General features: G+C 74.3%; 11 protein-coding genes. 3 read left to right on the top strand and 8 right to left on the bottom strand.

Annotated elements, in window-relative coordinates; all coding sequences use genetic code 11:
* The coding region (locus C1I99_RS20885; protein WP_233512619.1) for a putative bifunctional diguanylate cyclase/phosphodiesterase at positions 1-1,855 on the top strand (1,855 nt) is incomplete at its 5' end.
* A 21-nt stretch (positions 1,856-1,876) separates the two neighbouring features.
* Here C1I99_RS20885 and C1I99_RS20880 read toward each other — a convergent pair.
* From C1I99_RS20880 to C1I99_RS20850, 7 genes are all read right to left on the bottom strand, one after another.
* A complete protein-coding gene (locus tag C1I99_RS20880; RefSeq protein ID WP_111135911.1) occupies positions 1,877-2,896 on the bottom strand; it encodes a LacI family DNA-binding transcriptional regulator in 1,020 nt (339 codons plus the stop codon).
* A gap of 174 nt (positions 2,897-3,070) precedes the next feature.
* On the bottom strand, positions 3,071-3,814 hold the full coding sequence (locus C1I99_RS20875; RefSeq protein ID WP_111135910.1) for a copper homeostasis protein CutC: 744 nt from the start codon (positions 3,812-3,814) through the stop codon (positions 3,071-3,073).
* A complete protein-coding gene (locus C1I99_RS20870; protein WP_111135909.1) occupies positions 3,814-4,836 on the bottom strand; it encodes an asparaginase in 1,023 nt (340 codons plus the stop codon). Before C1I99_RS20870 ends, C1I99_RS20875 begins: the two co-directional genes overlap by 1 nt.
* Positions 4,833-5,702: an amino acid ABC transporter permease gene (locus tag C1I99_RS20865; RefSeq protein WP_111135908.1), complete on the bottom strand. Its 870-nt coding sequence runs from the start codon at positions 5,700-5,702 to the stop codon at positions 4,833-4,835. Before C1I99_RS20865 ends, C1I99_RS20870 begins: the two co-directional genes overlap by 4 nt.
* Positions 5,699-6,343, bottom strand: a complete 645-nt coding sequence (locus C1I99_RS20860) for an amino acid ABC transporter permease (protein ID WP_111135907.1) — start codon at positions 6,341-6,343, stop codon at positions 5,699-5,701. Before C1I99_RS20860 ends, C1I99_RS20865 begins: the two co-directional genes overlap by 4 nt.
* Positions 6,344-6,357: 14 nt before the next feature.
* The gene (locus C1I99_RS20855) at positions 6,358-7,311 is read right to left on the bottom strand and encodes a glutamate ABC transporter substrate-binding protein (RefSeq protein WP_111135906.1); all 954 of its coding nucleotides are present in this window, start codon (positions 7,309-7,311) and stop codon (positions 6,358-6,360) included.
* A gap of 17 nt (positions 7,312-7,328) precedes the next feature.
* Positions 7,329-8,057 carry an amino acid ABC transporter ATP-binding protein gene (locus C1I99_RS20850; RefSeq protein WP_111135905.1) on the bottom strand — a complete coding sequence of 243 codons (729 nt, stop codon included), beginning with the start codon at positions 8,055-8,057 and terminating at the stop codon, positions 7,329-7,331.
* A 191-nt stretch (positions 8,058-8,248) separates the two neighbouring features.
* Between C1I99_RS20850 and C1I99_RS20845 the strand changes: the two genes are divergently transcribed.
* Positions 8,249-9,442, top strand: a complete 1,194-nt coding sequence (locus C1I99_RS20845; protein ID WP_199562308.1) for an ROK family transcriptional regulator — start codon at positions 8,249-8,251, stop codon at positions 9,440-9,442.
* Positions 9,443-9,469: 27 nt separating this feature from the next.
* On the opposite strand, the gene ilvD is transcribed toward C1I99_RS20845, so the two are convergent.
* On the bottom strand, positions 9,470-11,317 hold the full coding sequence (gene ilvD, locus C1I99_RS20840; RefSeq protein WP_111135903.1) for a dihydroxy-acid dehydratase: 1,848 nt from the start codon (positions 11,315-11,317) through the stop codon (positions 9,470-9,472).
* Between the two features lie 129 nt (positions 11,318-11,446).
* Between ilvD and C1I99_RS20835 the strand changes: the two genes are divergently transcribed.
* Positions 11,447-13,654: putative bifunctional diguanylate cyclase/phosphodiesterase (locus C1I99_RS20835; protein ID WP_111135902.1), on the top strand; the 2,208-nt coding region annotated here is incomplete at its 3' end.

Here is a 13,654-nt window from a genome sequence, read left to right as displayed (position 1 = left end):
CCACCCGGCCCGCCCGCCAGCCCGGGTCCGGCTGCGCCAGGCGGCCGGCGCGGCCGGCGCGGGCGTCGCGCTGGTGCTCGCGGCGTGGCTGCTGCTGCCCCGCGGCACTCTCGGCCCGCCGGCCCGGTTCGCGGCGGCGGTGGCGCTCGGTGGGCTGGCCGTCGCCGCGCTCACCGCGCTCACCGGGCCACACCGCCGGGGCGGCGCGGCCCGGTGCCGGGGTGGGGCGGCGCTCACCCTGCTCGGGCTGGTCGTGCTGGCCGCACTCCCGGTCGGCACGATGCCGGGCCGGGTGGCGCTGCTGGCCGTACCGCCGCTGGTGGCCGGGGTGCTGCTCACCGCGGCCGGGGCGTGGCGCGCGGCCCGGGCGGGCCTCGACCCGCCGGCCCTGCCGACGCGGGTCCCGCCGCGGGTGGTGGTCCCGGCCGTCGCGGTCGTGGCGGCCGCCGGCTGGCAGCTGCGCTCCGGCGCGGCACCCGACCCGACCGCCGTGCTGCTCGCCCTCGCGGTGGTGCCGCCGCTCGTGCTGCGCGAGCTGGTGCGGGCGGCCGACGACCGGCGGGTGGTCGCCCCGGCCGCGCGGACCGCCCCGGTGGAGCCGCCGCCCGGCGACCCGGCCGACCGCGCCGATCTGCTGCGGGCCCTCGCCGCGCTGCGGGACGCGCCCGCCCCGGGCGGCGCCCTGCTCCTCGTCGACCTGCACGCATCCGGGGGCGGTGCCGACGCGCCCGGGCACCCCGTCCGGGCGGACGTGCTGGCCGAGGTCGCCCGCCGGGTCCACGCCGTGGTCGCCCCCCGGGATCTGGTCGCCGACCTGACCGGCACCGGGTTCGCCGTGGTCACCGAGGCCGGTCCGGTGCTGGCGTACGCGCTGGGCACCCGGTTGCTGGCCGCGCTCACCCGGCCGTACCAGGTGCCCGGCGCGGTGCACCGGCTGCGGGCCAGCATCGGCCTGGCCGAGATCGCCGGGACCGGGCCGGACGACGTGCTGCGCCAGGCGGACCTGGCCCGGCGGCGGGCGGTCCAGCTCGGCCGGGACCGGGTCGAGTGGTACGACGCCTACCTGGAGGAGCAGCTGGTCCGCCGGCTGGACCTGGAGCGGGAGCTGCCCGGCGCGGTCGCCCGGGGGGAACTCGACCTGGTCTTCCAGCCGGTGCTCGACCTGGCCGACCGGCAGCCGGTGGGCACCGAGGCGTTGCTGCGCTGGCGCAGCCCGGTGCTCGGCACGGTGCTCCCCGCCGAGCTGTTGCCGGTGGCGGAGGATCTCGACATCGTGGTCGAGCTGGGCTGCTGGGTGCTGGACCGGGCCTGCCGGCAGCTCGCGGCCTGGTCCGCCGGCGGCCGGCAGCTCTGGATGGCGGTCAACGTGACCTCGCGCGAGCTGACCGCGCCGGACTTCGTGCCCCGGACGGCGGCGGTGTTGGACGCGTACGGGGTGGCGCCGGAGCGGCTGGTGATCGAGGTGGCCGAGCCGAAGGTGGCCGCCGAGCTGCCGACCGTGGTGGCCCGGTTGGCCGGGCTGCGCTCGCTGGGCATCCGCACCGCGCTGGACGACTTCCGGGCCGAGCACGCCTCGCTCGCCCAGCTCCGCCGGCTGCCGATCGACCTGCTCAAGGTCGGCCCCCAGCTGGTGGACCCGGCCGGCGAGCCGCACCGACCACTGATCGACGTGGTGGTCAACGTCGGTGACCGGCTGGGTCTGGAGATCGTCGCCGAGGAGCTGGAGTCGCCCGCCCAGGTCGACGGCGCCCGTCGGGCCGGCTGCCGGTACGGCCAGGGCTTCGCGCTGGCCCGGCCGGCCACCGCGGAGCGGGTCGAGGCGTACTTCGAGGAGTTCCCGTCGGCGTCGCGTTGACCACGCCGCGGTCGGGGTGGTTCATCTGCCCCGGGGCGGTGCCGTGCTGCCCCGCGGGGTCAGGTGCGCCGGCTCGTCCTGCACCGCGCCCGCGGCCGCGCCGCCGATGACGGCGAGCAACCGCCGGGCGGCGTGCGCGCCGTACGCCGGGATGTCCCGGCCGAGCGCGGTCAGCGGCGGGTGCACCAGCCGGCAGAGCGGAGAGTCGTCCCAGGCCACGATGGACAGGTCGGCGGGGACGATGAGCCCCATCTCCTGGGCGACCGACAGGCCCGCGATCGCCATCACGTCGTTGTCGTAGATCACCGCGCTGGGTCGGGCCGGGGAGCTGAGCAGCCGCCGGGTGGCCCGGGCGCCCTCCTCGCCGGTGTAGTCCGACGGCACGGTCACCGCGTCGGCCAGGCCGAGCCGCCGGCACACCCGGGTGAACGCCTCGGTGCGGATCTCGGTGTGCCGCAGGTCGGGCAGCCCGCCGACCCGGGCGATCCGCTGGTGGCCGAGGGCGACCAGGTACTCCACGGCCTCCATCAGCGCCGCCGCGTCGTCGGACCAGACGCTGGCCAGCCGCCCGGTGCCGCCGGGGCCGCCGATCACCACCGCGGGCAGGCCCAGCTCCTCCAGCACCGGCACTCGCCGGTCGCCGGTACGCAGGTCGCAGACCAGCACGCCGTCGACCCGCCGCTCGCCCCACCACCGGCGGTAGACCGCGATCTCCGCCTCCTGGTCGGCGACCATCTGGAGGGTCAGCGCGTACGAGCGGGCGGCGAGTTCCGCCTCGACGCCGCTGATCAGCTCCATGAAGAACGGCTCGATGCCGAGGGTGCGGGCCGGGCGGCACAGGGCCAGGCCGACCGCCTCGGCGGAGGCTCCGGAGAGGGCGCGGGCGGCGCTGCTGGGGTTGAATCCGATCTCCGCGGCGATGGCGAGGATCCGCTGCCGGGTGGCCTCGGAGACGCCCGGCAGGCCGTTCAGCGCGTAGGAGACCGCCCCCTTGGACACTCCGGCGCGTCGGGCGACATCGGCGATGGTCGGCCGCTTCACCGGGGTGCTCCTCCTTTTCCCGCTCGGGCGGGACTGCCACCACGCCGGGGTGCCCGGTGGGGATCACGCTACTGCGCTCGCCGGGGCCCGGCCGCCCGGGCCCGCGCCCGCCGGCACCACCGGTCGCCGACCAGAGCCGGTGGGCGGGCGCGGGTACGGGCTCGGCGTGGGGTGTCAGCCGCGAGCGGCGGCGAGTACCTGGCCGACCAGCTCGCCCGAGGTACCGGAGCGTTCGTACTCGGAGCGGTGCAGGCTGCCGCCCATCAACGGCGCCGGGTTCCGGTGCACCGCCGGGCTATCCGAGGTCACCAGCGCCGCGAAGTGGTACTCCTCCGCGCCGGTCGCCTCGATGATCCGGGCGATGTTGCGCGGGGTGATGCCGCCGCCCGGCATGACCACGATGCGGCGCTCGGCCCGGCGGACCAGCTCGGCGATGAGGGGGGCACCCTCCAGCACGCTCACCTCCTGGCCCGAGGTCAGCACCCGGTCCACGCCCAGCTCGATGAGCAGCTCCAGCGCCTGGAACGGGTCGCGAACCATGTCGAACGCCCGGTGGAAGGTGACGCTGGCGGTGCCGGCCGCCTCGATCAGCTTGCGGGTGGTGGGAACGTCGACGTCCCCCTCGGCGGTCAGCGCCCCGATCACCACACCGTGCGCGCCGGCAGCCACGGCTGCTTGCACGTCGCGCACCATCGCGTCGACCTCGGCCGGCGAGTAGATGAAGTCACCGGCCCGCGGCCGGACGATGACGTGCACCCGGATCCGGTCCACGGTGCGCAGGGCCGTCTCGATGGTGCCGATGCTGGGCGTCAGCCCGCCCTCGAACAGCGCGGAGCAGAGCTCCACCCGATCGGCGCCGGCCGCCTCGGCGGCGACCGCCCCCTCGACGCTGTCGATGCAGATCTCGAATGTCGTCATCAGTCTTCCTTCTCCGTGCGGGGCGGTTTCGCGGTCCATTCGATGGCGGCGGTGACGGCGCCCACCGGCTCGCCGCCGCCGAGCACGGGCACCCGGCGTAGCTCCTCGGCGTCGTCGACCGCCGCGCCGGCCGCCGCCAGGGCGGCGAGCGCGATCGCGGTGGTGGCCCGGGGGCTGCCGTCGATCACCTTCACGGCGACCGCGTGCCCGTCGGGGGTCGCCACCCCCAGCACGCCCTCGGCGCCGCCCTTGGCGAGCACCCCGGGCAGCGCCCGCATGAGGTCGGTGTTCGGGTGGCCGTGCCAGCCGCCGACGTGTTCTGGGTGGCGGCGCATCGCCTCGGCCACCCGCGCCTCGGCGCTGCCCGGCGCCGCCTCGGCGAGGGCCTGGAACGTGCGGGCCAGGCCGGTGAGCGGCAGGCCGAACAGCGGTGCGCCGCAGCCGTCCACGGCGACGGTGGTGACCGGGGTGCCGGCCAACCGGGCGACGGTGGCGGCGGCGTGCTGTTGCAGGGGGTGTGCGGGGTCCAGGTAGTCGTGCGTGGACCAGCCGCGGGCGGCGGCCGCGGCCAGCATGGCGGCGTGCTTGCCCGAGCAGTTCATCCGGATCCGGCTGCGCTGGTCACCGGCGCGGATCAGCCGGTCCCGGGTAGCCTCGTCCTCCGGCCAGTCGACCGGGCAGCCGAGCGCGTCCTCGGTCAGCCCGGCGGCGGCCAGCAGGTCGCGGACCACATCCACGTGCCGGTCGTCGCCGGTGTGGCTGCCGGCGGCGATGGCCAGCGCGGGGCCGGTGAGCGCCCGGGCCGCTCGCGAACCGGCGCCGGCGGCCTCCGCGGCGGTCAGGCAGGCCAGCGCCTGCACCGGCTTGAGGGTGGAGCGGGGCAGCACCGGTTCGTCGGGTACGCCGGCGCTCAGCGCGACGGCGCCGGACGGGTCGAGCACCACCACGCTGCCGAAGTGCCGGCTCTCCACGAAGCCGTTGCGGGTCACCCGGGCCAGTTCGCCGTACGGGAGAGCGGTCACCGGGTGCCTCCTCGGGTGAGCAGCGGCGCGGCCGGGTCCGGCTCGGCCGCCCGGCCGCGCACGGTGAACCGACCGTTGCGGGCTTGCAGGACGCGGGCGAGCTTTGACAGCGAGGCGTTGACCACCAGGTAGATCAGCGCCACTACCAGGAACGTCTGGATCAGCAGGTTGGTGTACGAGGAGAGCACCTGACCGCTGTAGAGCAGCTCGGTGTAGCTGACCACGAAACCGAGCGAGGTGTCCTTGAGCAGCCCGACCAGCTGGCTGACCAGCGAGGGGGTCAGCTGGAGCAGGGCCTGCGGCAGCACGACCAGCCGCATGACCTGGCCCCGGCGTAACCCGATCGCCAGGCCGGCCTCGGTCTGACCCCGGTCCAGCGCCTTGATACCGGCCCGGAAGATCTCGGCGAAGGCCGCCGAGTTGGCGACCACGAGCGGCACCACGAGCTTCCAGAAAAGCGGGAAGTTCAGGCCGTACTGGGGGAGCGCGAAGAGCGTCACGTAGATCAGCAGCAGCACGGGTACGGTCCGGAAGACCTCCACGTACGCGCCGGCCAGCCACCGCACCGGCCGGTGCGCCGACAGGCGGCCGAGCGCGAGCAGCAGTCCGAGCGTGGCGCTGAGGACGGCGGTCGCCGCGGCGGCGAGCAGGGTGGCCCAGAGCGCGTCGAGCAGGTAGCGCCAGATCGGCCAGGTGGTGAAGGGCTGCCACCGCTCGGCGGCGAGTTCGCCGTAGCTGGCGAACCGGTGCACCGCCCAGGCGAGCCCGCCGAGGACGGCGAGCGCGCCCAGCACGGTGGCGATCCGGATCCGGCGTTGGGCCCGGGGGCCCGGTACGTCGAAGAGGATCTGTTGGTTCGGGTTCATCGGACGATCGCCCACCTTCGTTCCAGCGTGCCGGCGAGTCGACCGATCAGCAGCGCCAGCAGCATGTAGGCGAGGCCGGCGCCGGTGAAGACGGCGATCGGCTGGGCCTCGACGAGGTTGACGTTGTTGGCGGCCTGGGTCAGCTCGACCACCCCGACCGCGGCGGCCAGCGAGGTGTTCATCAGCAGCGCGATGCAGATGTTGCCCATCGGCTGGACCACCGCGCGCAGTCCCTGCGGCAGGATGACGTACCGCAGGGACTGGCTGAAGGTGAGCCCGATGGCGCGCGCCGCCTCGGCCTGCCCCACTCCCACCGTGTTGATCCCGGCCCGGATCGCCTCGGCCAGGTACGCCCCCTCGTAGGCGGCGATCACGATGGCCGCCGAGGTGAACAGCGGGAACGTGATGCCGATCGTCGGCAGCGCGAAGACGAAGAGCACCAGCAGGGCCAGCAGCGGCAGGTTCTGGAGCACCTCGACGTAGACCGTGCCGACGCTGCGCAGCAGCGGCACCGGGCAGACCCGCAGCGTCGCCACGACGACGCCGAGCAGCAGCGCGCCGATGGTGGTCACGACGGTCAGGTGGACCGTCGTGACCAGCCCGTGGCCGAGTTCGTCGAGGTGGGCGGTGAGGGCGTCCATGGCGGGTGGGGTCCTCAGGAACCTTCGACGGACCCGATCGCCGGCGGGGTGGGCGCGCCGCCCTCCACCACCGAGCCGAGGGTGCCCTCCCAGACCTTGGCCCAGGTGCCGTCGGCCTGGATCTTCCGCAACCAGTTGTTGACGAACTCCTTGAACTGGGCGTCTTCCCGGTTCAGGCCGATGCCGTACGCCTCGGTGGTGAACGGCTCGCCGACCACCTTCATCCCCGGGTTCGCCTGGGCGCCGGACGCGAGCAGGGTGAAGTCCTGCACGTACGCGTCGCCGCGCTTCTGCAGCAGCGCCTGCACCGCCTGCGGGTCGGTGGCGAAGGCGACCTGCTTCGAACCGGGAGCGGCGGTCGGCAGCGCGGTGACCGCGGGAGTGTTCGCGCCGACGATGACGGTCTTCCCGGCCAGGTCCGTGACGCTCTTGATGCCCGTCTCGTCCTTGCGCACCGCGACGGCCAGGCCGGAGGTCAGGTACGGCCCGGCGAAGGCGACCTGGGTGGCCCGCTGCGTGGTGATCGTGTACGTCTGGAAGACCGCGTCGACCGACTTCGCCTGGAGCATCGCCTCCCGGGTCTGGGTGCCGATGGTCACCGTCTTCACCTCGGGCTTGCCGATGATGTACTTGGCCAGCAGCTTGGCCATGTCGGCGTCGAAGCCCTCGATCTCGCCGGTGACCGGGTTCTGCTGGGACAGCAGCGGGGCGTCCAGCGAGCCGCCGACGTTCAGGTAGCCGCGCTTGCGGATCATGTCCATCGTCGAGCCGGCCGGGATCTCGGCGTCCGACGCCACCGGAGCGGCGTCGAACACGGACTGGGCCACCTTCTCGTCGCCGGGCTTGCCGGGCAGGGCCGGGGCGGAGCCGCCGTCGCCGCAACCGGCGGCGGCGAGCGCGACGGTCACCGCCGTCGCGGCCACGGTCAGCGCGCGGCGTCGTGTGAAGGTCGTGTAGAGAAACGACATGCCACCCTCCTCGGGGGTCAGTGCTGGAGGATCTTGGAGAGGAAGTCGCGCGCCCGCTCGGTGCTGGGGGCGGCGAAGAACTCGTCGGGGGTGCCGGACTCGACGATCCGGCCGTCGTCCATGAAGACGACCCGGTCCGCGGCGCGGCGGGCGAAACCCATCTCGTGGGTCACCACGATCATGGTCATCCCCTCCGCGGCGAGGGAGACCATCACGTCCAGGACCTCGTTGACCATCTCCGGGTCCAGGGCCGAGGTCGGCTCGTCGAAGAGCAGCACCTTCGGCCGCATGGCGAGGGCGCGGGCGATCGCCGCCCGCTGCTGCTGCCCGCCGGAGAGCTGCGCCGGGTAGTGGTCGGCCTTGTCGGCGATGCCGACCCGGTCGAGCAGGGCCAGCCCCTGCTCACGCGCCTCGGCCCTCGGCACGCGGCGGACCCGTACCGGGCCGAGCGTGACGTTGTCCAGCACGGTCCGGTGGCCGAACAGGTTGAACGACTGGAAGACCATGCCGACGTCGGCGCGGAGCCGGGCCAGCTTCCGTCCCTCGGCCGGCAGCGGCTCGCCGTCGATCTCGATGTCGCCTGCGCTGGTGACCTCGAGGCGGTTGAGGCAGCGGCAGAGCGTCGACTTACCGGACCCGGACGGGCCGACCACGACCACCACCTCGCCGGCGGCCACCGTCAGGTCGACGTCCTTGAGTACGTGCAGCGGGCCGAACCACTTCTGCAGGCCGCGGACGGCCACCATCGGCCGGTCGGGGCGGATGCGCCCAGTCCGGCCCGCGAGGTCGGGTGTCGCCGTCGGTGCCACAGCAGCCTCACTTTCTACGAGTGCCGAACAAAGTCATACACATCTCGAATCAACGACGCCATCTAATGCGAGTCGGAAAACTAAGTCAACAGCTTGCCGGCAGGAAGTTCGGATGCTATGAACCTCGCGTGACGATTGACGACGCCCCGCGTGACGGCCTGCGCGGCGGCCCACGGGAGCTGCTCCGGTTGGTGGCCAGCGGAGCGGCGGTCAGTCGTGCGGATCTCGCCCGGCTCTCCGGGCTGTCGCCGTCCACCGTCTCCCAGCGGGTAGAGGCGCTGATCAGTGAGGGGCTGCTCCAGGAGGCCGGCGCCGGGAAGTCCCGGGGCGGCCGGCGTCCCCGCCAGCTCGCGGTGCCCACCGGTGGGGCGCTGATCGGGGCGATCGACCTGGGCGCGCACCACGCTCGGCTCGGCACCCTCGACCTCACCGGACGGGTCGTCGAGGTCCGGTCCCGGCCGGTACGCATCGAGGACGGGCCGGAGGCCGTGCTCGGCGCGTTGCTCGACGAGGTCACCGCGCTGGCGCCCGGCGCGGACGCCGCGGTGCCCGGCCAGCGGGAAGCCGTCCCCGCCGGGGGCCGTGCGCTGCGCGGCATCGGCATCGGCATCCCCGGCCCGGTCCAGTACGACACCGGCCGGGTCGTCAGCCCCTCCCGGATGCCCGGCTGGAACGGCTTCGACGCGCGCGACTTCTGCGCCCGGCGCACCCAGGTGCCGGTCGTCGTGGACAACGACGCCAACCTGATGGCGCTCGGCGAGCACCGCGCCGCCCATGCCGAACTCGACCACGCGGTCTACGTCAAGGCCGGCACCGGCATCGGCGCCGGCGTCATCTCCGGCGGCCGGCTGCACCGGGGCGCCCAGGGCTCCGCCGGGGACATCAGCCACTGTCGGGTGGTGGCCGACCCGGGGCCGCTGTGCAGCTGCGGCAACACCGGTTGCCTGGAGGCGGTGGCCAGCGGCGCGGCCCTGGTCGCGGCGCTGCGCGAGCAGGGCGTACCGGTCGAGGACCTGACCGGCGTGATGCGGTTGATCGACGACGGCGACCGGCACGCCACGGCGCTGGCCCGCCGGGCCGGCCGGTCGATCGGCGAGATCCTCGCGGTGGTGGTCAACTTCTTCAACCCGCAGGTCGTCGCGATCGGCGGTCGGCTCGCCGAGTGCGAGCCGCTGCTGGCCAGCATGCGGGCCACGCTCTACGAGCGGTGCCTGCCGTTGGCCACCCAGGCGCTGCTGATCGAGCGCGTCGTCACCGGCCCCGACGTCGGCATCATGGGCGCGGCGCAGCTGGTCATCGACCGCGTCGTCGACCCCTCCTGACCGATCGCCCGGCTGCGCGTGGGGCGGCTACTCCGGGACGCGGCGGTAGGCGCCGTCGCTGGCCGAGGTGGCCATCGAGGCGTACGCGCGCAGCGCCGCCGACACCGGCCGCTGCCGGTCGGCCGGGGTGTACGGCCTGTCGCGCTTCTCCTCGGCGACCCTCCGGGCCTGGAGCACGTCCTCGGGCACGTTCAGCTCGATCGACCGGCCCGGGATGTCGATGACGATCTCGTCGCCCTCCCGTACGAGCGCGATCAGCCCGCCGGAGGCCGCCTCCGGGGAGACGTGCCCGATCGACAACCCGGAGGTGCCGCCGGAGAACCGGCCGTCGGTGAGCAGTGCGCAGGCCCGGCCCAGCCCTCGGCCCTTGAGGAACGAGGTGGGGTAGAGCATCTCCTGCATGCCGGGGCCGCCCTTCGGCCCCTCGTAGCGGATCACCACCACGTCGCCCGCGACGACCCGCTTGTTGAGGATGCCGTCGACGGCGGCCTCCTGGGACTCGAACACCTTGGCCGGGCCGCGGAAGGTCAGGCACTCCTCGGGCACGCCGGCGGTCTTCACCACGCAGCCCTCCGGGGCCAGGTTGCCGTGCAGGATCGCCAGGCCGCCGTCCGCGCTGTACGCGTGCTCGCGGTCCCGGATGCACCCGCCCGTGGCGTCGGTGTCCAGCGACGACCAGCGGTTGGTGGTGGAGAACGGTTCGGTGGTGCGTACCCCGCCCGGGGCGGCGTGGAACAGCTCCACCGCCTCCGGCGTCGCCGATCCGCCCCGGACGTCCCAGTCGGCGAGCCAGCGCTCCAGCGAGGGAGAGTGCACCGCGTGCACGTCCCGGTTGAGTAGCCCGGCCCGGTCCAGCTCGCCGAGGATGGCCGGGATGCCGCCGGCCCGGTGCACGTCCTCCATGTGGTACTGGGGCGAGTTCGGGGCGACCTTGGCCAGGCAGGGCACCCGCCGGGAGATCGCGTCGATGTCGGCCACGCCGAAGTCCAGCTCGGCCTCGCGGGCGGCGGCGAGCAGGTGCAGCACGGTGTTGGTCGAGCCGCCCATCGCCACGTCGAGGGCGACCGCGTTCTCGAACGCGGCCCGGTCGGCGATGGCGCGGGGCAGCACCGAGGCGTCGTCGGTGTCGTACCACCGTCGGGCGATGTCCACGACGGTGCGGCCGGCCTCGACGAAGAGCGACCGCCGCGCGGCGTGGGTGGCCAGCGTCGAGCCGTTGCCCGGCAGTGCCAGGCCGATCGCCTCGGTCAGGCAGTTCATCGAGTTGGCGGTGAACATGCCGGAGCAGGAGCCGCAGGTCGGGCAGGCCGACCGCTCGATGGCGCCGAGCTGGTCGTCGGTGACCGCCTCGTTGGAGGAGGCGATCATCGCGTCGATCAGGTCGATCTTGGAGTGCACCACGCCCTCGATCGCCACCGTCTTGCCGGCCTCCATCGGGCCGCCGGAGACGAACACGGCCGGGATGTTGAGCCGCAGCGCGGCCAGCAGCATGCCTGGGGTGATCTTGTCGCAGTTGGAGATGCACACCAGCGCGTCGGCGCAGTGCGCGTTGACCATGTACTCCACCGCGTCGGCGATCAGCTCGCGACTGGGCAGGGAGTAGAGCATGCCGCCGTGGCCCATCGCGATGCCGTCGTCGACCGCGATGGTGTTGAACTCGCGGCCCACCCCGCCGGCCTCGGCCACCGCGTCCGCCACCAGGCCGCCGAGGTCCTTGAGGTGTACGTGGCCGGGGACGAACTGGGTGAAACTGTTGGCGATGGCGACGATCGGCTTGCCGAAGTCGTCGTCGGTCATCCCGGTGGCCCGCCACAGGGCCCGGGCGCCGGCCATCGTCCGACCGTGCGTGGAGGTCTTCGACCGCAGCTCAGGCATGCGTACCAGTCTGGCACCGCCGCGGCGGCACCCGCCGCCCGTGTCCGCCGTGTCCCAACAGATGCGCACCCGGTCCCCCGCGTCGGGCGTTCATCCGGCACAGTTGAGGGCGTGCATCCTCCCCCGGGCATGGCCGCCGCAGCGGTGCTGAGCGGGCTCGTCGCCGCGTCGGCCGTCGCGCTGCTGGCCACCGGTGCCCGCCGGCGGCCAGCGCCGCAGCGGCAGGCCCACCTGCTGCTCGCGGTGGCCGCCGGGGTCGCGCTGGTCGGCCTGCTCGTCGGGGTGACCGCGGTGCTCGGCGTCAGCGGGCACTGGGCGCACCGGCAGGGGCAGCGCGGTGGCTGGGCCAACGTGGTCTCGGTCGGTACGGCGGTGAGCGGGCTGGTGTTCGTCGCCGGGCTGCTCCGGCTCCCGGGCGTGGCCGCCACCGTCGCGGCGGCCACCCGGCTGGTGCTCGACGGCCTGATCATGGCAGCCGCGTTCTGGTTCGTCGGCTGGGTGCTCTTCTCCGAGCCGACCCGCCTGCTCGGCGACGCCACCCCGGTGGCCTGCACGCCGATCCTGCTCGCCACCGTCAGCGCGGCGCTGGCCGCCGGGCTCGCCCTGATCGTGATCTTTCGCGCTCCGCCCCGGCGTCACCGCCTCGTGGCACTCGGCGCCAGCGTCGTCGCGGTGAGCTGCGGCGGGCTCGGCGTCTCCGCCGGGCTCTGCCAGGCCGGGCCGGCGGTGGCGCTGACCGGGGCGGCGCTGCTGTCGGCGGGGCTGTTCACCGGCGCGCTGGCGGTCCGTCGGTTCGACCCGCCCGGCCAGGTCGACCACGACGTGGTCCGCCGCGACGGTGAGTACGCCATCCTCCCGATGTTCGCCATGGCCGCCTCGGCGATGTACCACCTGCTCCAGGACGGCCGGTTCGACGCGCTCGGCATCGTCGCCGGCAGCGTGGAGGGCTTCGCCCTGGTGGCCCGGCAGTACCTCACCCTGCACGACGTGCGCGGGTACGCCGGCCGGCTGGCCGAACGCGAGGCGCACTTCCGTGAGCTGGCACACACCGACCCGCTGACCGGCCTGGCCAACCGGCGGGGGCTGCTGCGGGCGCTGCACCGCTGTGCCGAGGCCGGCACCCCGTGCGTGCTGCTCGGCCTCGACCTGGACGGCTTCAAGAACGTCAACGACATGCGCGGCCACGACGTCGGCGACGCGGTACTCGCCGAGGTGGGCCAGCGGCTGCGGGGCAACCTGCGCCCCGGCGACGTGGCCGCCCGCCTCGGCGGCGACGAGTTCGCGGTGCTGATGCACGGCCGCCCGACCGACGCGGACCGGGTGGCCGAGCGGCTGCTCGGCCTGCTCGGCCACGCCTACGACCAGCCGGAGGGGCCGGTCTTCCTCTCGGTCAGCATCGGGATCGCCGGCTGGGGCGGCGAGCCGGACGTCGAGCTGCTGCTGCGCCACGCCGACCTGGCGCTGCGCTATGCCAAGCAGCGGGGCAAGAACCGGATCGAGCGCTACGACGCCGCGTACGACCAGCTGCTGCGCCGGCGCACCACCGTGGAACACGAAATGCGCGGCGCGATCGAGCGTGACGAGCTGCGGCTGGCGTTCCAGCCGGTGGCCTCGCTGCCCTCGGTGCGCCCAGTCGGCGCCGAGGCGCTGCTGCGTTGGCACCACCCCGAGCTGGGCAACGTCCGCCCCGACGAGTTCATCCCCCTCGCCGAGGAGTGCGGGATGATCGCCAAGCTCGGCGCCTGGGTGCTGCACCAGGCCTGCTACCAGCTCTCCCGCTGGCTGGCCGACGGTCACGACGTGTGGGTGTCGGTCAACGTCTCGCCCCGCGAGCTGCACGCCCCGGAGTACGTCGTCCAGGTCGCCGAGGCGCTGCGGGCGCACCACGTGCCGCCGCAGCGGCTGGTGCTGGAGGTCACCGAGCACGCCGTCGCGACCGACCTCGACGAGCTGATCCGCCGGCTGACCGCGCTGCGGCTGACCGGCGTGCGCATCGCGCTGGACGACTTCGGCGCCGGGTACTCCTCGCTGGGTCAGCTGCGCCGCCTGCCGATCGACATCCTGAAGATCGACCACAGCCTGGTCGCCGAGCACGAGCCGGTCCGCCCGGTGGATCGGGACGGGCCGGCCTTCGCCCCGATGGTCGACATCGTCATGCGGCTCGGTCACCAGCTCGGCCTGGAGGTCATCGCCGAGGGGGTGACCACGCGCACCGAGTTGGCCGCGGTGGTGGCCGCCGGCTGCCGCTTCGGCCAGGGCGCGCTGTTCGGCTGGGGCGTACCGGCCGAGCACCTGGAGGCGATGCTGGAGGCCGCCACGTCGCCCGGCGCCCGCCCG

This window comes from Micromonospora deserti (genome assembly GCF_003236335.1).
Classification (GTDB): Bacteria; Actinomycetota; Actinomycetes; order Mycobacteriales; family Micromonosporaceae; genus Micromonospora; species Micromonospora deserti.
Note: the sequence above shows the minus strand (reverse complement) of the source record. Positions and strands in the feature narration are given on the sequence as shown.